Source organism: Flavobacterium coralii, from assembly GCF_019891545.1.
In the GTDB taxonomy this organism is placed as follows: Bacteria; Bacteroidota; Bacteroidia; order Flavobacteriales; family Flavobacteriaceae; genus Flavobacterium; species Flavobacterium coralii.
In genome coordinates this window covers 38,883-60,877 of sequence record NZ_JAHDIU010000009.1, presented here as the reverse complement: position 1 = coordinate 60,877, position 21,995 = coordinate 38,883, and the positions used below count along the sequence as shown (strand labels likewise).

The 21,995-nt window shown below is 41.7% G+C and carries 23 protein-coding genes; 10 read left to right on the top strand and 13 right to left on the bottom strand.

The annotated features are described in order from the left end of the window. Positions 1–48: 48 nt before the first annotated feature. The 5 genes from KJK34_RS12560 to guaA form a co-directional block, all read right to left on the bottom strand. Complete coding sequence (locus KJK34_RS12560) at positions 49–294, bottom strand: DUF3820 family protein (protein ID WP_262902046.1); 246 nt, start codon at positions 292–294, stop codon at positions 49–51. Next, positions 287–697: an OsmC family protein gene (locus KJK34_RS12555; protein ID WP_223054233.1), complete on the bottom strand. Its 411-nt coding sequence runs from the start codon at positions 695–697 to the stop codon at positions 287–289. The genes KJK34_RS12560 and KJK34_RS12555 overlap by 8 nt, the downstream gene beginning before the upstream one ends. Positions 698–702: 5 nt before the next feature. After that, a complete protein-coding gene (locus tag KJK34_RS12550; RefSeq protein ID WP_223054232.1) occupies positions 703–2,667 on the bottom strand; it encodes a PBP1 and LysM peptidoglycan-binding domain-containing protein in 1,965 nt (654 codons plus the stop codon). 88 nt (positions 2,668–2,755) lie between these two features. After that, entirely contained in the window at positions 2,756–3,775 is a 1,020-nt protein-coding gene (locus tag KJK34_RS12545) for a LysM peptidoglycan-binding domain-containing protein (RefSeq protein WP_223054231.1), read from the bottom strand. A gap of 230 nt (positions 3,776–4,005) precedes the next feature. Further along, positions 4,006–5,535, bottom strand: a complete 1,530-nt coding sequence (gene guaA, locus KJK34_RS12540; protein ID WP_223054230.1) for a glutamine-hydrolyzing GMP synthase — start codon at positions 5,533–5,535, stop codon at positions 4,006–4,008. Positions 5,536–5,775: 240 nt separating this feature from the next. On the opposite strand from guaA, the gene KJK34_RS12535 reads away from it, so the two are divergent. After that, positions 5,776–6,447, top strand: coding sequence for a hypothetical protein (locus KJK34_RS12535; protein WP_223054229.1), 672 nt, complete (start codon positions 5,776–5,778; stop codon positions 6,445–6,447). 149 nt (positions 6,448–6,596) lie between these two features. Next, on the top strand, positions 6,597–6,845 hold the full coding sequence (locus tag KJK34_RS12530) for a DUF7218 family protein (protein ID WP_223054228.1): 249 nt from the start codon (positions 6,597–6,599) through the stop codon (positions 6,843–6,845). Here KJK34_RS12530 and KJK34_RS12525 read toward each other — a convergent pair. Next, positions 6,842–7,468 (bottom strand): hypothetical protein, encoded by a 627-nt coding sequence (locus tag KJK34_RS12525; protein ID WP_223054227.1) that lies wholly within the window; start codon positions 7,466–7,468, stop codon positions 6,842–6,844. The genes KJK34_RS12530 and KJK34_RS12525 overlap by 4 nt on opposite strands. A 15-nt stretch (positions 7,469–7,483) precedes the next feature. After that, on the bottom strand, positions 7,484–9,349 hold the full coding sequence (locus tag KJK34_RS12520) for an ABC-F family ATP-binding cassette domain-containing protein (RefSeq protein WP_223054226.1): 1,866 nt from the start codon (positions 9,347–9,349) through the stop codon (positions 7,484–7,486). A 170-nt stretch (positions 9,350–9,519) separates the two neighbouring features. On the opposite strand from KJK34_RS12520, the gene KJK34_RS12515 reads away from it, so the two are divergent. After that, positions 9,520–9,954 (top strand): Hsp20/alpha crystallin family protein, encoded by a 435-nt coding sequence (locus KJK34_RS12515; RefSeq protein WP_223054225.1) that lies wholly within the window; start codon positions 9,520–9,522, stop codon positions 9,952–9,954. Positions 9,955–10,030: 76 nt separating this feature from the next. Here KJK34_RS12515 and KJK34_RS12510 read toward each other — a convergent pair whose 3' ends face one another. The 3 genes from KJK34_RS12510 to KJK34_RS12500 all read right to left on the bottom strand — a co-directional run bounded on the left by KJK34_RS12510 (position 10,031) and on the right by KJK34_RS12500 (position 12,065). Beyond that, on the bottom strand, positions 10,031–10,453 hold the full coding sequence (locus tag KJK34_RS12510) for a DoxX family protein (protein WP_236937650.1): 423 nt from the start codon (positions 10,451–10,453) through the stop codon (positions 10,031–10,033). 8 nt (positions 10,454–10,461) lie between these two features. Continuing rightward, a complete protein-coding gene (locus tag KJK34_RS12505; RefSeq protein ID WP_223054223.1) occupies positions 10,462–10,992 on the bottom strand; it encodes a YceI family protein in 531 nt (176 codons plus the stop codon). A 164-nt stretch (positions 10,993–11,156) separates the two neighbouring features. Beyond that, positions 11,157–12,065: an AEC family transporter gene (locus KJK34_RS12500; RefSeq protein ID WP_223054222.1), complete on the bottom strand. Its 909-nt coding sequence runs from the start codon at positions 12,063–12,065 to the stop codon at positions 11,157–11,159. Positions 12,066–12,128: 63 nt separating this feature from the next. Between KJK34_RS12500 and KJK34_RS12495 the strand changes: the two genes are divergently transcribed. Beyond that, on the top strand, positions 12,129–12,590 hold the full coding sequence (locus tag KJK34_RS12495) for an Rrf2 family transcriptional regulator (RefSeq protein ID WP_236937649.1): 462 nt from the start codon (positions 12,129–12,131) through the stop codon (positions 12,588–12,590). A 62-nt stretch (positions 12,591–12,652) separates the two neighbouring features. Then, positions 12,653–13,741, top strand: coding sequence for a methylmalonyl Co-A mutase-associated GTPase MeaB (gene meaB / locus KJK34_RS12490; protein WP_223054309.1), 1,089 nt, complete (start codon positions 12,653–12,655; stop codon positions 13,739–13,741). 116 nt (positions 13,742–13,857) lie between these two features. Here the strand turns inward: meaB and KJK34_RS12485 are convergent, their stop codons facing one another. Next, positions 13,858–14,088 (bottom strand): DUF8828 family protein, encoded by a 231-nt coding sequence (locus tag KJK34_RS12485; RefSeq protein ID WP_223054221.1) that lies wholly within the window; start codon positions 14,086–14,088, stop codon positions 13,858–13,860. Positions 14,089–14,109: 21 nt separating this feature from the next. Next, complete coding sequence (locus KJK34_RS12480) at positions 14,110–15,498, bottom strand: MATE family efflux transporter (RefSeq protein WP_223054220.1); 1,389 nt, start codon at positions 15,496–15,498, stop codon at positions 14,110–14,112. Positions 15,499–15,689: 191 nt separating this feature from the next. Here KJK34_RS12480 and KJK34_RS12475 point away from each other — a divergent pair, with 191 nt between their 5' ends. Both KJK34_RS12475 and KJK34_RS12470 read left to right on the top strand, forming a co-directional pair. Further along, on the top strand, positions 15,690–16,238 hold the full coding sequence (locus KJK34_RS12475; protein WP_236937648.1) for a hypothetical protein: 549 nt from the start codon (positions 15,690–15,692) through the stop codon (positions 16,236–16,238). A 102-nt stretch (positions 16,239–16,340) separates the two neighbouring features. Further along, positions 16,341–16,709 carry a hypothetical protein gene (locus KJK34_RS12470; RefSeq protein WP_223054219.1) on the top strand — a complete coding sequence of 123 codons (369 nt, stop codon included), beginning with the start codon at positions 16,341–16,343 and terminating at the stop codon, positions 16,707–16,709. Here KJK34_RS12470 and KJK34_RS12465 read toward each other — a convergent pair. Next, the gene (locus KJK34_RS12465) at positions 16,673–17,557 is read right to left on the bottom strand and encodes a PPK2 family polyphosphate kinase (protein ID WP_223054218.1); all 885 of its coding nucleotides are present in this window, start codon (positions 17,555–17,557) and stop codon (positions 16,673–16,675) included. The genes KJK34_RS12470 and KJK34_RS12465 overlap by 37 nt on opposite strands. A gap of 72 nt (positions 17,558–17,629) precedes the next feature. On the opposite strand from KJK34_RS12465, the gene KJK34_RS12460 reads away from it, so the two are divergent. The 3 genes from KJK34_RS12460 (at position 17,630) to KJK34_RS15325 (ending at position 21,933) form a co-directional block, all read left to right on the top strand. Continuing rightward, the gene (locus KJK34_RS12460) at positions 17,630–18,466 is read left to right on the top strand and encodes a DUF6929 family protein (RefSeq protein ID WP_223054217.1); all 837 of its coding nucleotides are present in this window, start codon (positions 17,630–17,632) and stop codon (positions 18,464–18,466) included. 151 nt (positions 18,467–18,617) lie between these two features. Next, positions 18,618–19,136 (top strand): RNA polymerase sigma factor, encoded by a 519-nt coding sequence (locus KJK34_RS12455; RefSeq protein ID WP_223054307.1) that lies wholly within the window; start codon positions 18,618–18,620, stop codon positions 19,134–19,136. Next, positions 19,120–21,933 (top strand): vWA domain-containing protein, encoded by a 2,814-nt coding sequence (locus KJK34_RS15325; protein ID WP_317196884.1) that lies wholly within the window; start codon positions 19,120–19,122, stop codon positions 21,931–21,933. Before KJK34_RS12455 ends, KJK34_RS15325 begins: the two co-directional genes overlap by 17 nt. Positions 21,934–21,995: the final 62 nt, after the last annotated feature.

The following is a 21,995-nucleotide window of genomic DNA, read 5'->3' as shown; positions in this document are numbered from 1 at the left end:
GCTTAAAGACTGCCCCGCTTTACAGTAAGCAGGAGGCAGATATTGAAGTTAAGGCTTAGGGAAGCCAGCTTTTATATTGCGCACAATATTTTCCAGCCCGTTCAGCTTCAGTTCATATACAAGCTGTAACTGACGGCCCAGCAACCCTTTGGGAAAACCTTTATTATAGTACCAAACTACATAATATTCGGGCAGGTCTATAAGATAGCACCCTTCATATTTACCAAAGGGCATTTTAGCATGCGCCAGTTTTATAAGGAATTCCCTTTGCTCCTGTTCAGTAATGTTATCCAATACTGCTCCAGTTAAAAGTAACTTTTTTCTCTATATCAGGATTAAGGCTCAATAGCACCGGGCACGACATAGCTGTCCTTTCCAATATGGTGCGAGCTTTTTCATCAGCATCGCTTTGCATGGTTATCTCTACCTTAATTTCTGAGATCTTCCTGGGGCTTGCCTGCATGATCTTGGTAACCTCTGCCACCGAGCCTTCCATTTTAAGACCCATATCACGGGCTTTAATACCCATAACAGTAAACATACAGCTTGCCAGTGCATTGGCAACCGTATCTGTTGGCGAAAAAGCTTCACCCTTGCCGTTATTATCCAACGGCGCATCCGATATAATTTCGCTGCCGGATTGTATGTGTACAGATGATGTACGTAAATCTCCCAGGTAGGTTACTTTTGATGTCATGTCGCTTAAGGTTTTTCGGTTGGTTTGCTTTGTTGAGCTGTAACATCTACAGGTACCGCAGGCGCTTCAGTAACAGTGTACTCATCGCCATACTGCATTATATAAACGGCAGTGTTGCTGTAGCCGCCATTTTCTTTACGGTAAGAGAACTTATTTTCAACCTGCTCAGATGCTGTAGTATCCATTACTTCTGCAAAAGGCTTTTGCTGGAAAAGGCGCAGGATAACATCAAATGTTACATCAAAACCACGGGTTGCAAACTGGTTGGGTGCATAGCCATTCTTTTCCCTGAACATTTTTATAAACATCCTTTCACCTTCGGTATCGCTATCATTCGTTACCGACGGATACATCATTTTAAGCGCTGTAAGCCTTGCAAGCGATACCTCATTATTGTCAAAAACATCATTAATTTCGGGCACTGCAAGCTGAATCTGGTATTCTGACTTTGCATCGGCAAGTATGCGTATGGTATTTATTACCATTGCCGATCGCTCTGTTTCGAGAATTACATAATTTTTGCCACTCTTCACAAGGTTTGCTTTAATGGCAGCTTCATTTATTGCGCCTTCACCTGTTGCAACAATTTTTATTGACGGATAATTGGCTTTTATATATTCTTTAGAGCTGACTTTCTTAGGATCTATAACCGCTATTACATTAGCATTTTGCGCTTTTAAATAATCAAATAAAGCCTTTTTAGCAGTATCAGGCGACGGTACCGACTGGAACAGGTTAGGGTACTTTTTACCTGATTCTTTAGAAAGTGGCGACACAACCGGTACATCAGTAAGAAGTGAAGCGGCGTTTTCAGCATTACCTGTAAAGAAAGGGCCTATAACAGCATCAGCACCCATGAGCCTGTTTTTTAAAGAAGCTATTTCAGATGACCTGCTTGTTTCTTTAGAATCGTAAATATTCACTTTTAGCGGCAAACCAAGCGCTTCGGCAGAATCTATAGCCACCAATGCACCGGCGTAAAAATCGAGTGTCATGTTCAGGAATTTATCATTGCGCAGCAACTGTGCCCTTACGGTATCCTGCTCTACCCTTGCCAGGTTAAAAGGTATTAAAAGCGCTAAATTCTTTTCCTCGTCCTTTTTCAGCGTAAGTGTTAAATCAGCCTTAGTCTTTTTTAGAGGGGCTGCCACACCCGCTCCCGCTTTTGGTATGCGGAGCTGCATGCCTTCTTTTAAACCTTCTTTCAATTCAGGGTTAAGCGCTATAAGCTGCTCTTCTGTAAGCCCTGTTTTTTTGGTAATGTTGTACATGGTTTCCTTTGCAGGTACTTCATATAGCATATAAATGCTATCTGCAACAGGCGCAGCCGAGACAGGTTTATTATTTACCACTTTACGGTTTACCAGCTTAAGCTCATAACCAAGCGGAAGTATATCTTTTACATCGGGGTTAAGCTCCTCAAGCAGCTGAAGCGTAATATCATAATCGCGCGCTATAGAGTATTTTGTTTCACCCGCAGCAACTTTGTGGTATATATAGGCATCAACATCTTTTTTGGCATCGGCTTTTTCGGCTTTCTTAACCTGTTCTTTTACAGGGCTGCCTTTTATGGGAATTATAAGTTTCTGCCCAATCTGCAAATCATCAATGGCAAGACCCGGGTTGGCCTTTTCCAGTTGCTCTACCGTTACATTATATTTTTTGGAAATGCTGTATAATGTCTCGCCTTCCTGAAGCTCATGAACAGTGTTTACCAACTCTGTCGGCTTTTCTTTTACAGGTGCTGCCGGTGCAGGGGTACCGGTAGGTATAAGCAGCACCATGTTTTCTTTAAGCCCGTTTTTAGAGTCGGGGTTAAGCCTGTATATGTCATAAGGTGTTACTTTATATTTCTTGGCAACATCAGTAACGGTTTCGCCTTTACCTACCTTATGCTTTTTATAATCCTGTGCATAGGCGGCAGCCGAAAAAAAAAGTATTGCAAAAAATAAAGCCAGCCTTGATTTCATGATGTATGTTTAAATAATTAAGCCGCTACAAAGGTAACTTTTGTAACGACTTAACTGCAAATTTTATTTTTATCTTAAGATAATATTATTAAGGCTGTGTGTAGGCAGGTATGCTTATTTCCTGACCCGCCTGAAGGCCTTTTTTCAGTTTTTTGGCATTCTGTTTCTTTATTGCTTCGGCAGTGGTATGATATTCTGCAGCAAGCTTATCCAGCGTGTCATCAGCTTTTAGTATGTGCGTTACTGTTCTTGGCGTGGTATCTTCAACGCGTTCAGGCTGCTTAACGGCAGCCTCTGTTTTTACGGGTGCTTCCTCTACAACAGCAGCAGTGGTTTCAGTTACAGATGCTTCGGGAGCAGCAGTACCCGGCATAATACTTAGCCTCTGCCCTGCCTGAAGGCCGTTCTTCAGCTTCCTTTTGTTATATTCGGTTATGGCTTCAACAGTAGTGTTGTATTGCCTTGCCAAGCTAAAAAGTGTTTCTCCGCTCTTTACACTGTGCATAACAACGCCGTCAAGCGTTTCGGGGGTTGGGCCTGCCGGTATGGTTAGCTCCTGCCCTATCTGTAATCCGTGCTTTAGTTTTTGCTTATTTGCATTGGTAATCGCTGTAACGGTAGTGTTGTATTTTCTGGCAAGAGCAGTAAGTGTTTCACCATTTTTCACATTGTGCGTAACTTCAAAAACGCCATTATCAGGAAGTGCAACAGGCTCCGGCTGAGCTGTATCGGCGGTAAAAGTTTCTTTTACAGGAGCTAAAGGAAGTTGTTTAGAAGCGGGCTTTTCCGGTGCCGGAGCGGCAGACGCTACATATGTGGTTTTTTCTTCTTTCTTAGGCGCTTCAGGCTGCACTGCCCTGTCAAGCGGAATTTTTAAAAGCATTCCTGTACTCAGGCCCTCAACGGCATCCGGATTAAATTCATAAATATCAGAAGGTCGAACCAGGTATTTTTTTGCTATCAGCACAACAGTTTCGCCAAAAGCCACCCGATGGTTTACTACACGCTCTGCCACCGTTTCCTGAACCTGCACATTATCAGGCTCCTGTGCACAAACATTGCTATAAATGAACCCGAGGGCCAGCAATGCTAATAGTTTAGTTGTCATCTTTCCTTTAGTAAATTTTGTTAAAATTTTCCTAAAAGTAATAATTATTGCAATAACTTAACACAAAATCAACAAAATTATTACATCAGTAAAACATCAGTTATGAAAGAAAAAAAAAGCCGTATTATCTGCAAATAAAATTGAGATATACGGCTTTTTTATAGAAATTATTTAAAATTATTTAAATTCAGGATGTAAATAATGCATTTAAAATATAAGTTAATATTGCATTATTCCCATTCTATTGTGGCAGGCGGCTTAGAGCTTATGTCATAAACCACGCGGTTTACACCTTTAACTTTGTTTATAATTTCGTTAGATACCTTCATTAAAAAGTCATAAGGCAGATGCACCCAGTCGGCAGTCATACCATCTGTAGATTCTACAGCGCGCAGTGCCACCACTTTTTCATAAGTACGTTCATCGCCCATAACACCAACACTATTTACAGGCAGCAATATTGCCCCGGCCTGCCATACCTTATCATACAGCCCGTTATCTTTAAGCCCTTGTATAAAAATATGGTCAACCTCTTGTAGTATCCTTACTTTTTCGGGAGTGATATCGCCAAGTATCCTTATGGAAAGGCCCGGCCCCGGGAATGGGTGCCTTCCTAAAAGCTCTGCATCTATACCAAGCGTAGCACCCACGCGGCGCACCTCATCCTTAAACAACATACGCAAAGGCTCTACAACCTGTAGCTTCATAAAGTCCGGCAGCCCTCCCACATTGTGGTGAGACTTTATAGTTGCAGACGGCCCCTTTACAGAAACCGATTCAATAACATCAGGATAGATAGTTCCCTGTGCAAGCCATTTAACATCGGTCAGTTGATGTGCCTCGTCATCAAATACTTCGATAAACACACGGCCTATGGTTTTACGTTTTTGTTCAGGGTCTTCAATGCCTGCAAGCGCACCTAAAAAGCGGTCGGTAGCATCTACACCTTTTACATTAAGCCCCATGTCTTTATATTGGTGCAGCACGCTTTCAAATTCATCTTTGCGCAGCAATCCGTTATTTACAAAAATGCAGTACAGGTTATTGCCTATGGCTTTATTTAATAGTACCGCGGCAACGGTAGAGTCAACTCCACCGCTTAAGCCCAGTACCACTTTATCATTCTGTATCTTTACCTTTAGCTCTTCAACTATATCTTCTACAAAAGTATCCGGTGTGAAGTTTTGCGGCACTTCGGCTATCTTCACCAAAAAGTTCTCCAGCATCAGCTTACCATCTGTAGAGTGGTACACCTCAGGGTGAAACTGTATGGCATAAGTAAGCTCTCCTTCTATCCTGTATGCCGCATTTTCTACATCTTTGGTACTGGCAAGCCTTACACCATTTTCAGGAAGCTGCTTAATTGTATCGCTGTGGCTCATCCAAACCTGGCTGCCGGGTTGCACGCCCTCTAAAAACGGCTCACCTTCTTTTACATAGGCAAGGTTGGCACGGCCATACTCGCGAATATTACTCGGCGCTACCTCACCACCATTAAAATGGGCAAGGTATTGCGCACCATAGCAAACAGCAAGCAAAGGCAGCTTACCGCGGATTTCTGACAGGTCAGGATGCGGCGCGTTTTCTGCCCTTACAGAGAAAGGGCTGCCTGATAGTATTACAGCTTTGTATGATGATAAATCAACCGGTGGGTTGTTGTAAGGGAAAATTTCGCAGAAAATATTCAGTTCGCGAACCCTTCTCGCAATCAGTTGTGTGTATTGCGATCCGAAATCTAAAATAAGTACGTTGTGTTGCATGTGCAAAAATAGATATAAAAGCGGTAATTGAAAACCTGTACTTATTTTTTTGCCTTTTAGTATGTGGCCAAACTCAATTTATAGCCTTTATCAAACCTGTAATTCTTAAAATAATCTTAATATATATTAATGAAAAGTTATAAATACTAAAGTATTCTTAATAAATAAAGTTAAATTTTGAATTGTAATTAAAGCGCATTTACCTTTACACCATCAAAGTAACATAAATACAAAACTACCATGAAAAGACTGAATTTAGTATTAGGAGCTGCTCTTATTGCAGCTGGTTTAACCTCTTGTAAGAACGATGCAGAAATGGCTGCAGAAAAGAGTGTTGACCGTTACGAATCTTTTGTTGACTCTATTGACCGCCTTGACGATGAAGAAAGGATGGCTAACTGGGAGGCTATAGAAGCACAGTATGAAGCAAGGCTTGCTGAAGCTGAAGCTGCACTGGAGAACCTTAAAGACAGGGAAGGTGCCGAAACAAGGATTAACGACAAAAAAACGAAATATGACGAAGTGAAAATGGAAGCTTCGCAAAACATGAACCAGGCATCTGCTGATAACGGCCAAACGCTTTACGTTAGCTTTTTTGGCGAAGGTAACGGTGTAGGTAACGATATGGACTTTACATGGGTTAACAAAGACAACATACTTAGCGTATATGAAAACTTTGTAAAAACTTTTGAAGCCAACAAAGACAACTACTCTCGTGAGGATTTCGATAAAATCAAGAACTGGTATGAGGCTCTTGATGCAAGAAAAAATACTGTTGAGAAAGAAGGACTTTCTGCTGAAGACAACAGGAAAATTGCAGCGCTTAAAGTTGAATTTGCCCCTAAATTTAAGTGGGAGCGTATGACAGCTAAAAGCCAGGAGAATGAAAATGCTAAAGAAGCTGCAGAATAATACTGAATAGATAAAGGTTGATTATAAATTTGCGTGTAAAAAGGCTGCCGGATTCCCGGCGGCCTTTTTCTTTTTTAACTGGGGGTTAACGCATTAAATGCTAAAGGCTGTGTAACTTGTATATAGTTATGAATTTAAAATAAATACTTATGGCAAAGAATCACGGACCACAGGTTAAAGATGATGAGCAATATGAAGCTCTTAGGGATAAAGGCTACAGCAAAGAGAAATCGGCACGGATAGCCAACAGCAAAGGCGCAGAGAAACGTGGCGGCAAAGCAAAGCAATATGAAGACCGCACCAAAAAGAGCCTTTATGATGAAGCTAAAAAAGTAGGTATTGAAGGCAGGAGCAAAATGAGTAAATCAGAACTTGCCGAGGCTTTGCGAAATAACTAACCCAAAAGCCCCCAAAGGTTTTTAACGCCAAACAATGCATCTGCCCAGAATGAGCGGAATGGCCTTATCAGGAAATGCTGTTTGGCCTGCGCCGGCCTGAAAAACACAAGTCCTATATGGTAAAAATCTATTGTTACGGTAGCTTCAGGTTGGCTTGTTACCTCATACCATGCGGCTTCAGCTTCAGGCGTTTTACGAATATCACCTACAATACACGCACTGTTTTCGCACGATACTTCCCGTATCCGGGCAAGCAATTGTGGTACAGATGTATTAGTTTCAGCAGAAAAATAAGCCAGGTCTATGGTGCCCGGCACAGGCGCCATAGGCGAAAAGAACCACACCTGCTGGTTATGTACTTCTGCAATTTCCCTTATAAGTGCAGTAGCTGTTCCTTTAGGGTCATCCGGCACATAAAGCTTAACCGGCTTTAAGCCTGTTATTATCTTTTCCAGTATGCTGACTGCTTCTTTAGGTAAAACCGACTGACTATTGTGATAATATTTTAAATGACTTGTATTCCTATAAAAACACTTATCAGCCACCTGGTACACAAATGGCGAATGCAGCCCATGTGCATTTACCGATTTCCAAAGAAAAGCAAATCGTGACATTGTTTTCATAGCCGTATATCTTACTTATCCTTCCATTTTAGCCGTCAGTTCAAACCAACGCTCGGTTTTATCTTCAATACTTTGTAATATTTTCTGGAGTTCATCAGCTTTAGCTGCAATATCGGAATCGGCTATACTGCCATCGCTAAACTGCTTTTCTATGGCTTCTTTTTTAGCTTCAAGCTCCTTAATTTCCTTTTCTATCTTGTCATACTCCTTTTGCTCATTAAAGGTAAGGCCCGCCTTTACATTATTCTGTTTCCAGGATTTTTTATCTGAGCCTGTTTTGCTTTCGTCTTTTACAGGCTCAGCGCTATCCTCATACGTACGGAAATCACTGTAATTACCGGGAAAATCTTCTATCACACCTTCTCCCCTGAAAACAAAAAGGTGATCTACAATCTTATCCATAAAATACCTGTCGTGCGAAACTACTATAAGGCAGCCCGGATAATCCAGTAGAAAGCTCTCCAGTACGTTCAGTGTAACAATATCAAGATCATTGGTAGGTTCATCCAGTATCAGGAAGTTAGGGTTTTGTATCAGTACGGTACACAGGTAAAGGCGTTTCAGCTCTCCCCCGCTCAGTTTCTCTACATAATCGTGCTGCTTTTTCCTGTCGAATAAAAAGCGTTCCAGTAACTGCCCTGCCGAAATAGTCCGCCCTTTGGCAAGCGGAATAAACTCACCAAACTCTTTAATGATATCAATAACTTTTTGTCCTTCTTTTGGTGTAATGCCGCTTTGGGTATAGTAACCTATTTTAATAGTTTCGCCTACAACCACTTTGCCATTATCCGGCTGCATGGTTTGGGTTAGAATATTGAGGAAAGTAGATTTGCCCGTACCGTTTTTACCGATTATACCTATACGCTCTCCCTTTTTAAAGTTGAAGTTGAAGTTTTGCAGTATGGTTTTATCCTTAAACTTTTTTGAGACATTGTGCAGCTCAACAATTTTGCTGCCCATGCGCTCCATATTAATCTCCAGCTCTACCTGGTGCTCTTTGCGGCGGCTATGGGCTTTTTCTTTTATTACATAAAAATCATCCTGCCTTGATTTAGATTTTGTAGTACGCGCCTTGGGCTGGCGGCGCATCCAGGCAAGTTCTTTTACAAATAGGTTCTGCGCTTTGTCTATACTGGCGTTTTCAGCAGCTATGCGTTCTTCTTTTTTGGTAAGGTAGTAAGAGTAATTCCCCTTATACTGGTACAGCTTGCCGTTATCAAGCTCTATGATTTCGTTGCAAACGCGCTCTAAAAAGTAGCGGTCGTGCGTTACCATAAAAAGCGTAATGTTTTCTTTGGCAAAATAATCTTCCAGCCATTCTATCATTTCAAGGTCAAGGTGGTTGGTAGGCTCATCCAGAATAAGTAAGTCGGGCTTATTGATAAGTATTATTGCCAGCGCAAGGCGCTTTTTCTGACCTCCTGATAAATTCTTAACCTTCAGTTTTAAATCATCCAGCTTAAGCTTAAACAGTATCTGCTTGTACTGGGTTTCAAAATCCCATGCATTGTAGAGTTCCATACGCTCAAAAGCCTTTTGGTATACTTCTTCGTCTTCAGGATTCTCCAATGCTTTTTCATATTGCTCTATAACCTTAAGTACATCATTATCTGATGCAAAAATGCTTTCCTCAATTGTTAGCTCCGGGTCAAGATTAGGCTCCTGTGAAAGGAATCCCATTTTAATTTCCTTACGTATTACCACCTGCCCGGTGTCGGGCGTGTCTTCACCGGTTATGATTTTCAGAATACTGGTTTTACCGGTTCCGTTCTTGGCAACAAAAGCTATTTTCTGGTCTTTGTTTATACCAAATGATATATTCTCGAAAAGGGTGCGTTCGCCAAACGACTTGGATATATTTTCTACCGAAAGATAATTCACGAAATAAAATTTTTGCAAATGTACGCTAAATAGTCACTTAATCAATAAATGCCATTTTGACACCATTAACGACAAAATGGCATTAAAAATTGAATGGTACAGGAATTGACTATTACTAAGCAAATGATTAAGATTTCAAATTAAGTCAAACACATAAAAACATTTTAGTTATGAACTTAGTAAAGAGAAACACAGCAAATGCTAACCGTTTATTCCCGTCTGTAATGGATGAATTATTTAAAGACTGGGCCGGCGGCACACAGTTTAACAGGATGATTGCTCCTGTAAATATTAAAGAAACAGATGAGTCCTACACTGTAGAACTTATGGCTCCGGGAATGAAAAAAGAAGATTTTAACATCGAGATTGATAACGACCTGTTGACTATTTCAGCAGAAGTAAAATCTGAAAAAAATGAGCAGGAAGAAGGCAAATATACCAGAAGGGAGTTTAGCTACTCTTCTTTTAAAAGAGCCTTTACTTTACCGGAAAGCGTTAAAGAAGATGACATTAATGCTTCTTACCAAGACGGCATATTAAGAATTGCCCTTCCTAAAAAAGAAGAAGCATTACCAAAACCAAAGAGGTTAATAGATATTTCATAATAGTTTTTGAGTTAGTTGGTTAATGTAAAAAGCGCCCTCATCAAAGGGCGCTTTTTTATTATGAATTTAATACTTATTAAAATATCTTTTTCTTTTTGCCGCCTGCTATAAGCCTGTCGACTGAAAACCTGCCACTGCCCACAACAAGCAGCAGTACATATACTGCAAGGTATAGTCCCGGAAGTTCCTTGTTATCAAACGGGTCATTGGCATGCACCACAAATAATATCACCAGCATGGTAATTATTAAAGGTATTGCAGCCAGCCTTGTGGCAAAGCCCATTATAATTAGAAACGAACAGATAAGTTCTGCAAATACAGTAAGGATTAGTGACAACTGCTCTCCTACGCCTATAGGGTCTGCAAACTTTACAGGCCCGTCTTCCATCAGCATATCCAGCTTCTGGAGTCCGTGCGTCATCATAAAGCAGCCAACGGCAATCCTCAACAAAAGCAATGCTATATCATACAGGTTCTGGTTGTATGAAGTACTGAACATCCGCATGATTACTGCTCAGTGAATTGAAGGTTACCTACCAGCTTCACATCTTCGCTAACGGTTAACCCTCCGCCTTCTATAACAGCATTCCAGTTAAGCCCGAAATCTGTCCTGTTTATCTTTCCGGTAACCTCAAGCCCAACCTTTTTGTTGCCATATCCGTCTGTAGCCGTTCCGCCATATTCTCCTTTAAAGGTTACCTGTTTGGTTACACCCCTCATAGTAAAATCAGCTTTTATAGTATAGTCATCGCCGCTAACCTGCTCTATAGAGGTTGTCTTTATAGTAATTTCAGGGTGGTTGTCAGCATCAAAAAACTCTTCACTGCGCAGGTGACCGTCACGTTGCCCGTTATTGGTGTTAATACTTGCCGCCTTAATTGTGATAGAAATATCTCCGCCTTCAAAAGTATCTTCGGGTGTAGTTGCGCTTCCGCTGAACTCTCCGAAAGAACCCGATACGGTAGAAATTACAAGATGCTTAACTTTAAAAAGTATTTCTGAGTGTGCAGGGTCTAAAGCCCAGTTTTTTGTAGCCATTGTTTCCTTTGTTTTTATTTATAATTCTGGTTTAGCAGCGTAAAAATAGGGAAAATGCTACAAACTGCCGTTAAAATAGTGTAAATTAAGCCCTAATTATTAAATTCCCGATAATTCACTCTGTTTTTTGCAATCTTACAGTTATGAGCAAGCGTTTAACTCTTCTAAAACTGTAGCAGCCAGTACCACAGTGCCAGCGTTAAAAAGGATAACGGGATACCAACGCCTATCATCATGCCTGATAAGCGAGGCTTTAACCCATGAGACGATGCCAGTATAGATGCCGTAATCATGGGTGCCATAGCGGCTTCCATTACAGATACATCTATAGCCAGCCCTTCGGCACCGATAGCAAGTTTGTACAGGACGAAAAAGAAAGCAGGCATTATTATCAGCTTAAAGAAAAGCCCCAGCCCCAAAAAGCCCCAGTGCCTGCTTTTGCGTTCAATTTTAAGCTGCATGCCAACAGCAACAAGCGCCACCGGGGTCACCGTACTGCCCAGCCGCTGAAATACCGATTGCAGGCTATCTGTAAAGTCATAACCTGTCACATTCATAAATATAGCGGTAAAAAAAGCTATAAACGGCGGAAATAAAACTATCTTCCTGATTATAGCAGATGTGCCTACCACACCCCTGCTGTAAGCAGCTGCTACCATAATGCCGAATGTTGCCATTACCACAAATGTACCGGGCTGATCTACAATGATCGCTGTTTGCAGCCCTTCTTTACCATATAGCGCCTCTATAACCGGGAAACCCACAAAAGAGGTATTGCCAAGCCCTGCGGTAAGTATAAGGCAGCCGGTAAGCTTTTTAGACCAGCCTATTGCCTTGCCAAGCGTAAAGAAAAACAGGAAAGCCAGCAAAAAGCCAATCCACGCCACACCCAGCGGATACAGCAGCTTAAAGCTGACCGTAATTTTAGGTATGTAATATAAAGCCAGTGCAGGCAACGATATATAAATAACAAATTGGTTTAACGCAACATACGCATTCTTAGGAAATGCCTTAACCCGTTGCAGCCCTACGCCCGCAAGCATACAAATAAAAACAAGCAGAATACTATCCAAAAGCTGTAAATTATATTTCCCAAAAATACAGCTATTGGGCATAGTTTATATAAAAAACAGCAGATGTTTTGCGGTTTGGTAAATCACTCTATATTTGTAACAGAATTTATTACAGAAATGATTTCAGGTAAATTTGCCATTACGGTGCACATACTTTCGGTACTCTCCAAATATCCTGAAGATTACCTGTCTTCAGAGATGCTTGCTTCGAGCATGAACATAAACCCGGTGCTGGTAAGAAAGGAAATTGCAAACCTTAAAAAACACAGCCTTGTAGAAAGCCGTGAAGGTAAATATGGTGGCACACGGCTCGCAAAGCCTGCCACAGATATATCGCTTGGCGATATTTTCAGGATAACTTTTGAGCAGGTAAACCTGGGGTATTGCAAGAACGCGCCTAACCAAAACTGCCCGGTGGGTAAGAAAATCAACATGAGCCTTGACAGGCTTTATGATGACATTAATGGAGATATAAACAACAAGCTGTGTGGCATTACGCTGTTGCAGTTTGCAGAGTCGTTTTAGTATATTCTTTTATAGATGGTTTTACCAAAACCCTTAACTTTACGGGTATAAACAATCCTCTTTTGGAAAATCAGCACAACCATAAAACCGCATTGCACGAAAAAGACGGTATAAACCAGCCCGAAAGCATTAGCGCGGCAGCAATAGCGCAGATAACAAAACTGCGCCGCAAACAACCCGATGCCCAGGAAATGGTTGACGGCATATTTGCAGGCAATAAAACCATGCTGAGCCGTGCCATTACCCTTGTAGAGAGCACCAACCCCGCACATCTTGAAAAAGCCGGTGAAGTAATAGGCAAATGTCTTCCACACGCTAACAAATCAGTTCGCATAGGTATTACAGGTGTGCCGGGTGTCGGTAAAAGTACTTTTATAGAGGCATTTGGTAAGTATCTTACAGGTATCGGTAAAAAAGTGGCGGTACTGGCGGTTGACCCCAGCAGTTCTTTATCACATGGCAGCATACTGGGCGATAAAACCCGCATGGAAGAGCTGGTTAAAGACGAGAATGCCTATATACGTCCATCAGCGTCGGGAGATACACTTGGTGGTGTAGCCCGCAAAACCCGCGAAGCCATAATACTTTGCGAAGCCTGTGGTTTTGATACCATAATTATAGAAACAGTTGGTGTAGGCCAAAGCGAAACTGCCGTCCACAGCATGGTCGATTTTTTTCTGTTGCTTAAAATTGCCGGGGCGGGCGATGAATTACAGGGCATTAAACGCGGCATCATGGAAATGGCCGACCTGATAGTTATTAATAAAGCCGACGGAGATAATATTAAAAAGGCAAAGCTCGCAAAAACGGAATTTAACCGTGCGCTGCACCTGTTCCCTGCTAAAAGTTCAGGGTGGCAGCCAAAGGTTACTACTTGCAGCGCCATAACGCATGATGGCATTGCCGATGTGTGGCAGATTGTAACCGATTACTTCGAAATGGTAAAGGCTAACGGTTATTTTGAAGGCAAACGTGCAGGGCAAAACAGTTACTGGCTTACCGAAACCATAAACGAGCAGTTAAAAGCAGGCTTTTATAACAACGAATACTTAGCTCCGCTTATAGAGCAATATAAAAAAGCGGTGCAAAACAATGAACTCTCACCGTTTGCAGCCGCTACTATATTGCTGGATAAATATTTTGGAAACTAAAGCTATTAGCCTTGGCTTTCAGCAAAAAAGAAAGAGTAGATTCGCTTCGCTCTGAATGACAATTCAGCAAAAGCTAATCGCTGAAAGCTGTGAGCTTTCAGCTAAAAAGCTAATTACTATTCGCCTTCGTACCGTTCCATTTCGCGGTCATAGAATTTATTTGCCTCTTCTATCAATGATTCCATTTCAGATTCAAGCTCGTTTTCATCAAGGTCGTCCGGCTCTTCTAAAAACTCTACCTCATCATCTTTAAGGTTTATGATAAAACGCGGGTAATCAAGGTGTATGATAAAAATATCATCCGGGAAATCGGTATTATCTGCAAGTACAAATTTTGGTAATTCCATTACTGGTATATTGTTTAAAGTTTAATGTTCAGCCAATTGCTGCCGGCTGATCAGTTTCTTAGTTAAATAATTAAAGCGAAGATACAAAAATAATGCAGCAGCAGTTAAGCCCGCCAGCAGCCCTATCCAGATGCCTGCCGCCTCAAGGCTGGTGTAGTGCCCTAAGTAATACGATATGGGGAAACCGATTATCCAGTAAGAAACAAAAGTAATAACAGTAGGTATTTTTACATCCTGCAGGCCGCGCAGCGCACCAAGCACTACTACCTGTATGCCATCGCTTATCTGGAAAACGGCAGCAACCAAAAGCAGTTGTGCTGCGATGCCTATAACCACCTGATTTTCGGTTATAAGTGCAGGATCATTCATATCAAGGAATAACGGCGGTAAAATTTTATGGAATGCCACAAACAAAATAGCAAAAGCAATTTCCAGCAATACCGCCAGCAGGAAGATTGAACGCGCCACAAGCAACAATTTTTTATAGTCTTTAAGCCCTTTTTGGTTGCCTACGCGTATCATGCCTGCTACACTAAGCCCCATGGCAAACATAAAAGTAAGGCTGGCAAGGCTCAGTGCAATCTGGTTGGCTGCCTGGCTGGATTTCCCTATAGAACCCGAAAGCCATACTGCAGCCGTAAACAAAGCTACCTCAAAAAGCATCTGCATACTGGATGGCAGCCCGAGAGCTGTTATCCTGCGCAGTACCGACTTTTGTATTTCGCCAAAGCTAAAGCCTGAAAGATAGGTCTTGAGCTTATTATTGCGCGCAAGTATATAATGCATATAGACAACCATGAAGATACGCGAAGCCACAGTACCGATGGCAGCGCCTATTATACCCATTTCAGGGAAGAACCATATACCATAAATGAACAGGTAGTTAACCACTATATTGATTATGTTGCTTATAATAACCGCATACATGGCATATTTAGTAAGAGACAAACCGTCTGTAAACTGCTTGTATCCCTGAAAAATAATCATGGGAAACAGTGAAAAGGCAACCCAGTCTATGTAAGGTGCTGCAAGCGCTACCACTTCTTCAGGCTGGTTCATTAAATACATTAGTGGCTTTGCAAACCACACCACCCCGAAAAGTAATGCACCCAATATTGTACACAACAAAAGCCCGTTATGGAAAACTGTGCGCACCATAGCCGTGTTTTTCGCGGCATCATACTGCGCCACTATTGGTGTTATTGCTGTAGAAAAACCTATACCTGCCGACATGGCAATAAAAACCATGCTGTTGCCTAATGATGCGGCAGCAAGCTCGGCAGTACCCAGTTTACCCACCATTATATTATCTACAATACCGGTAATGGTATGCCCCAGCATTCCCAAAATTACGGGCCAGGCAAGGCTGATGTTATACCTGAATTCTTTAGTGTAAGCGGAAAATTTCAATTTTTCATGCAATTAGGGTGCAAATGTAAGCAGAAGATTTGGTTAAGGAACGATAAATTAAAAGAGCTACAAATTTGACAATCATCAATTTAATCTTACATATATAAAATTTTAATAAGTCTTTCTCAAAGAATTAACAAAACATTGGAATTATTTACGATGCAGGCATACTAATTTTACATCAGTAACAAATGAGAAAATCGATTATGAAACAGTTGATGAATGTAAAAGGCCTGATGCTGGGTGCATTATGCTTTTTAGGCGCAGGAAATGCTTTTGCACAGGATATTACCGGAACAGGCGAACCTGCCCTTGATAATTATGAACAAGGCTTCAGGCTTGGATTCGGCCTTAATGCAGGCCCTGCAACAGGCGATTATTTTAATTTTGCCCTTGGCGGGGATGTAAGGCTGCAATATGACCTTACCCAGAAAACCTCTTTAACCCTTACAACAGGTTATACACATCTTTTTGGCGAGGAAGACTATATAGATGATTTAGGCTATATACCTGTTAAGGCTGGCTTTAAAGCTTTTGTGTGGGAAAACAGCTTTTACGTTTTAGGCGAGGTTGGTGCCGGTTTTGCCGTAACCAATGACTATGACGAAACAACCTTTTTATGGTCGCCGGGTGTGGGTTATGCCAATGACGTAATAGACATTAGTGTCCGTTATGAAGGCATGAACGACTTTAACGCCGACCAGATAGCATTGAGGCTTGCTTATGGCTTCAGGCTGTAATAATAACACCTTTAACACCTAAGTACAAAAACTAACTTTGTAAAACCTGTATCATTTTGGTGCAGGTTTTTTATTTTTGTTACTCCGCACATCCGAATAAAAATGAAACTATTTATTATTGACTGGAGCAAAGACAGCTCCACTCCGCTTATAGAATATTGTAAAGGCACTAACCACAAAATAATAGGTACAGAGCTAACTGATGGCGGTACCGCTTATAAAAACACTGCGCTTTGCAAACCCGATGCTATAATAATAAATTATGCAGTAAAACCCACCCACGGGCGTATTACTGCACAGCAAATACGTAACCGCAAACTGACAGCGGCAATACCAATCTATTTTATAAACGGTGATGAGGATGACAATGAGAAAGTGCAAAATTTAGGAATCTGCCTGAGTGAGGATGAGTTTAAAGAACTGCTGGATACAGATCAGCCCGGTTCTTCGTTAGAAAGTTTCCTTTTATAAAGGTTAATATTCTCCATAACCTCATCATCAACCTCAGGCTCACGGATATCGTATTTAAGCAATTCGTCATAAATTGTTTTTGCAACAAGGTAGCGTGCAGCCTTTTTATCATCGGCAGGTATGGCATACCAGGGTGCGTGTGGTTTAGAGGTACTGTTTAAAGCCTCTTCATAATACTTTTGGTAATCTTCCCAAAATCCCCTCTCATCAAGGTCGGCAGGCGAAAATTTCCAATTATGGCTTTTCTTGTTAAGCCTTCGCATTAATCGCTGGCGCTGCTCCTCTTTACTGATGTGTAAAAAGAATTTCAGTATTATAGTGCCATTTTCAGCAAGGTGTTTTTCAAAGTTATTTATCTGCTCAAACCGTTGCTGCCATAAATCAGCAGGAACATCTTTAACAGTATCCATACCGGGCAGGTTTTCGTTCAGTAAATATTCAGGGTGTACCCGTGTTACCAATACATTCTCATAATGGCTTCGGTTAAAAACAGCAAACTTTCCTTTTTCGGGCAGGGCTATATAATGCCGCCATAAATAGTCATGTTTAAGTTCGCGCGATGTTGGCTGCTTAAATGTATAAACATTAACACCCCTTGCATTAAAATACTTAAAAACCTCACGTATAAGGCTGTCTTTGCCCGATGTGTCCATACCCTGCAGGCATATCAGCACACTGTAGCGGTTGTTGGCATACATTTTATCCTGCAGCTTTCCCAGTTGCTTGCTTATCTGTTTAAGCGCCTGTTTCTTTTCCTCTTTAGTTGCTCCCAGGCTCTCATGCGTTATAGCCCCTGCTATGCTGAAAGGTGCTGCAATTTTAAAACTGTTATCTGCTGCATTTATCATAGTTAAAATGCTTTATCTTTATATAAATGTAAGAATTTATACGCCGCTGCGTTTTGGTAAAAACCTAATATTATGCAAAAGTTTAAATTAGAGCTGTTATTCAGGATAATAGGCATTGGTTCTGCTTCCGGATTATTTTTTAACGGCAGTTCTTTATTTATCATTTCCGATAACAGTCATTTTTTATATGACATCAATACACAAAAGCTGGATAAAATTCCGCTGGTAGCTGCCGAATACACAGGCCCTTTGGAAAATGTGCCAAAGCCGGACAAGCCCGACTATGAAGCTATAGCTGCTAAAGACGGGCATCTGTACCTATTTGGCTCAGGCTCTACAGAAAACCGTAACATCATCGGACACATTAACAGTAAAACCAAAGAAGTTTACCCGCATATAGATGCTACCGATTTGTATATGGTTATGCAAAGCTTTGGCGAAATTGCACCTGATGATTTTAATATAGAAGCGGCTGTAAATGATGGCTCGGTTTGGTACCTGCTGCAACGCGGCAATGGCAAAAGCGGGCAAAATGGTATTTTTACGCTTGATGGTGATATAGCCGATACTAACTTCCAGATACTTTATAATGCAATTGACCTGCCCGAGATAGGCGGTGCCAAGGCAGGGTTTACCGATGCTGTAAAAGTAGGCAGCGTTTTATACTTTATTGCTGCCGCAGAAAAATCTTCATCAACCTATCATGATGGCGAAGTTACCGGTACACTTATCGGATCGCTTGACCTTGAAACCATGAAAATAAAGAAAACACAGGTAATAGGAAAAAATAAGTTTGAAGGTATAACCCTTTATAAAGACAATGGCAGCACACTTGAGTTCCTGCTATGTGAGGATAAAGATAATGATGAGGCTACATCTGATATTTATAAGCTTAAAATTGAGAAGTAAACCTCTTCCCGACCCTCTTATATTCCCCCTTTGGGGGTTAGAGGGTTAATTTTTTTCACCCCCTTCCCAACCTTTTGTTCAGTTTGGTGCTCTATATAGGTAAAGAGACATAATTGTGATGGACGAAAAACTCATAGATGCATGCAGAAAAATGCACCGCGACGCTCAGCGGCGGGTGTATGAGCTTATGGCGCCAAAGCTGTACCATACCTGCAAAAGGTACCTGAAGAGTGAAGAGCTTATAGAAGAGGCAATGGCCGATGCCTTTTATACCATCTTTACCAAACTGGAACAACTGAAAGAAACCGCGGCTTTTGAAGCCTGGGCACGCAAAATTGCCGTGAACCAGTGCTTGCTGAGCCTGAAGCGGAATGTAAACTTCAATATTTATATTGAAGACATGGCAGCGGCAGCCGAACCTTCGCAAACCCATTCGGCCGGGCTTGAAGAGGAAGACCTGCTGCACCTGCTTACCTACCTGCCCGAAGGCTGCAAAACCATTTTTAATTTGTATGCTATAGAAGGGTACTCGCACAAGGAGATAGCCTCCATGCTGAACATTAGTGAGGGAACATCTAAATCACAATTAAACGTCTCCCGAACCAAACTGAAGGAATTAGTAAACAATGTTTATTACCAAAACGTGAACAGCAATGGAAAATCAAGATAAAATATACGAACAGTTCAAAGAAGCTGCCGGTAAAGCCGAACAAAAGGGTTTTGACCGAATGGAAGCGGTATGGAGCCGCGTAGAGGAAAAACTGGACGAGAAGAAAAAACGCCGTGGCATAGCATGGTGGAAATATACAGGCGCAGCCGCTATGCTTTTGCTGTTTATCAGCATAGGCAACCTCATCATGCGCAATAATGCTGACCCGGTTGTAAACCCGAATGTGGCACCGGAACGTAATGTCACTACGGTTATTGATACACAAAAGGTAAATGAGACTTTTAACCCTGCTCCTGAAAAAGTAGCTAAGGGCGCTGATGAAGCCGTTGTAGTGAATGGGCCTAAAGCCAGCCAAATATATGATACATTAGGCAATGGACGTATTTCAAATCGTGGACTACCTGTCAGCGAAAGAACTTTTGGGAATAATCCGAATATTGTATATAAAGGACGGGCAAAATTTACCGAATCTAGGAATGCTCCAACACCTGAGGCACTGCCTTTTGGTTATTTTGATAGTGAAAAAACGAAAGAGAAAAAACAAGCTGCAGGTGCCGTAACAGCAATTTCGTCAGAGGAATTATCAAAGGCGTCAGTATCTAATATGGCTACCGTAAGCCCTAATGCATCAAATCAATATCCTGCAGCAACAACAAACCGCTACCCTATTGACAGGAGCATACCTATAACCGGTAATGCAACTAACAATATAGTTGCAAAACAGGAAGTAACTGTTGCAGAGGATAGGGCTAATGCCTCTGTACTTCAAAGTCTACAAGGCCAGGTTGCCGGGCTTAACATAGCTACAGGTAAGGGGCAACCTGGTGCTGATACCACGATAATATTGCGCGGAACCGGTAGCATCAATGGAAATATTGAACCATTGTTTATTGTAGATGGAGTACCTGTAGATGAAGATGGTTTCAGGAGTATAAATCAAAATGATATAGATTCCTATAAAATATTAAGCGATGCTTCAGCTACTTCTATATATGGCAACAGGGGCGCTAACGGCGTAATACTGATAAATACAAAGTCAGGGGCATTTCAGGAAGCTCATTATGAAAGGCCTGAAGAAATTAAAGCAAAGTTAGACAACATCAGCAGGCTACCCGGAGAAAACACTGTATATATTATTGACGGTATTGTTGTAGATAAAGATGTAATCGATACGTTAAACCCTAATGATATTGCAACTTGTGACATTTACAAAAATGACCCGAATACGTTGTTATATAGTAACCGTGGCAATAGCCCTACAGTAATATTCAGGACAAAAGGCGGCCTCTCTAAAAAAACAAAAAGGATTATTGAAAGAAGCAGGAAAAATGATAGCGATACTTCACAACAACTGGAATTTCAACCTGTAAAACCAAAAGCTAAAATACAGGTTGACCAGGAAGAATATGAATCTTTTGAAGAAAATAAGTTTGAGAATACAGCAACAGTACCGCTTTCTACTTTCTCTATTGATGTTGACAATGCCTCTTATACCAACGTGCGCCGCTTTTTAAACAACGGGCAAACGGTGCCAAAAGATGCTGTAAGGGTTGAGGAAATGATTAACTTTTTTAAATATCAGTATCCGCAGCCAACAGGTAACGATGTGTTCTCTATCAATACCGAGTATAGCGATGCACCATGGAACCCAAAACATAAGTTATTGAAAATTGGTTTGAAAGGTAAAGACATACCAACTGCCGATTTACCTGCATCCAACTTTGTGTTCCTTATAGATGTGTCGGGTTCAATGAGCGACAGCAACAAGTTACCATTACTAAAGCAGTCGATGAAACTGCTGGTAAACCAGATGCGCCCGCAGGATAGAATAGCCATTGTAGTATATGCCGGGGCGGCAGGGCTGGTACTCCCTTCTACCAGTGGGGGCGAGAAAAGCACCATCATCAATGCACTCGATAAACTTGAGGCAGGCGGCAGCACCGCAGGTGGCGCAGGTATAGAGCTTGCTTACAAAACCGCACAGAAAAACTTTATAGGAGGCGGCAACAATCGTGTGATACTGGCAACGGATGGCGACTTTAATGTGGGAGCATCGTCTGACACCGATATGCAGACGCTGATTGAGGAAAAGCGCAAAAGCGGCGTTTTCCTTACCTGCCTGGGCTACGGCATGGGCAATTACAAGGACTCCAAAATGGAAATACTGGCAGATAAGGGCAATGGTAACTACGCCTACATTGATAACATGCAGGAAGCTGACAGATTTCTACAAAAAGAGTTTAAGGGTTCTATGTTTGCCATAGCCAAAGATGTTAAGATACAGATAGAATTTAACCCTAAGCATGTGCAGAGCTACCGCCTTATCGGCTACGAGAACCGCAAGCTGCGCAATGAAGATTTTGCCAACGATGCTATAGATGCGGGGGAGCTGGGCAGCGGGCATACCGTAACGGCACTATATGAGATAATTCCGGTGGGTGTGGAAAGTAATTACTTTACCCCTGCCCCGGAACTTAAATACAGCGAGTCGGTAAAAACATCGGGCAACTATAGTGATGAGCTGGCTACCATAAAATTCCGCCACAAAAAACCGGATGAAGATGTGAGCAAAGAAACAGTTAAGGTAATTCCTAATGTGGTAACACCATTAAGCACTACTTCGGGCGACTTTAAGTTTGCGACTGCCGTGGCTTGGTTCGGGCTAAAGTTGAGGGACAGCAAGCTGATACCCAATAAAGAAACCAAAGCCATTTTAGAACTGGCAAAAGAGGGGCAGCAACCCGACCCCGAAGGTTACCGCGCGGAGTTTATCCGATTAGTGGAGATGGTGGAGTAGCTCAACCTTTAGCTTTCAGCTTTCAGCTTTTAGCTTTTAGCTTTTAGCCAATAGTGATTAGG

What these genes read in the sequence shown, in the direction of transcription:
- KJK34_RS15325 (WP_317196884.1), top strand. Translation starts at nt 19,120, where the DNA reads ATGGAAAATCAAGATAAAATATACGAACAGTTCAAAGAAGCTGCCGGT.
- KJK34_RS12530 (WP_223054228.1), top strand. Translation starts at nt 6,597, where the DNA reads ATGGCAAAGAATCACGGACCACAGGTTAAAGATGATGAGCAATATGAA.
- KJK34_RS12550 (WP_223054232.1), bottom strand. Translation starts at nt 2,667, where the DNA reads ATGAAATCAAGGCTGGCTTTATTTTTTGCAATACTTTTTTTTTCGGCT.
- KJK34_RS12460 (WP_223054217.1), top strand. Translation starts at nt 17,630, where the DNA reads ATGCAAAAGTTTAAATTAGAGCTGTTATTCAGGATAATAGGCATTGGT.
- KJK34_RS12470 (WP_223054219.1), top strand. Translation starts at nt 16,341, where the DNA reads ATGAAACTATTTATTATTGACTGGAGCAAAGACAGCTCCACTCCGCTT.
- KJK34_RS12475 (WP_236937648.1), top strand. Translation starts at nt 15,690, where the DNA reads ATGAGAAAATCGATTATGAAACAGTTGATGAATGTAAAAGGCCTGATG.
- KJK34_RS12535 (WP_223054229.1), top strand. Translation starts at nt 5,776, where the DNA reads ATGAAAAGACTGAATTTAGTATTAGGAGCTGCTCTTATTGCAGCTGGT.
- KJK34_RS12495 (WP_236937649.1), top strand. Translation starts at nt 12,129, where the DNA reads ATGTTTTGCGGTTTGGTAAATCACTCTATATTTGTAACAGAATTTATT.
- guaA (WP_223054230.1), bottom strand. Translation starts at nt 5,535, where the DNA reads ATGCAACACAACGTACTTATTTTAGATTTCGGATCGCAATACACACAA.
- KJK34_RS12555 (WP_223054233.1), bottom strand. Translation starts at nt 697, where the DNA reads ATGACATCAAAAGTAACCTACCTGGGAGATTTACGTACATCATCTGTA.
- KJK34_RS12545 (WP_223054231.1), bottom strand. Translation starts at nt 3,775, where the DNA reads ATGACAACTAAACTATTAGCATTGCTGGCCCTCGGGTTCATTTATAGC.
- KJK34_RS12485 (WP_223054221.1), bottom strand. Translation starts at nt 14,088, where the DNA reads ATGGAATTACCAAAATTTGTACTTGCAGATAATACCGATTTCCCGGAT.
- KJK34_RS12505 (WP_223054223.1), bottom strand. Translation starts at nt 10,992, where the DNA reads ATGGCTACAAAAAACTGGGCTTTAGACCCTGCACACTCAGAAATACTT.
- KJK34_RS12455 (WP_223054307.1), top strand. Translation starts at nt 18,618, where the DNA reads ATGCACCGCGACGCTCAGCGGCGGGTGTATGAGCTTATGGCGCCAAAG.
- KJK34_RS12515 (WP_223054225.1), top strand. Translation starts at nt 9,520, where the DNA reads ATGAACTTAGTAAAGAGAAACACAGCAAATGCTAACCGTTTATTCCCG.
- KJK34_RS12510 (WP_236937650.1), bottom strand. Translation starts at nt 10,453, where the DNA reads ATGTTCAGTACTTCATACAACCAGAACCTGTATGATATAGCATTGCTT.
- KJK34_RS12525 (WP_223054227.1), bottom strand. Translation starts at nt 7,468, where the DNA reads ATGAAAACAATGTCACGATTTGCTTTTCTTTGGAAATCGGTAAATGCA.
- KJK34_RS12465 (WP_223054218.1), bottom strand. Translation starts at nt 17,557, where the DNA reads ATGATAAATGCAGCAGATAACAGTTTTAAAATTGCAGCACCTTTCAGC.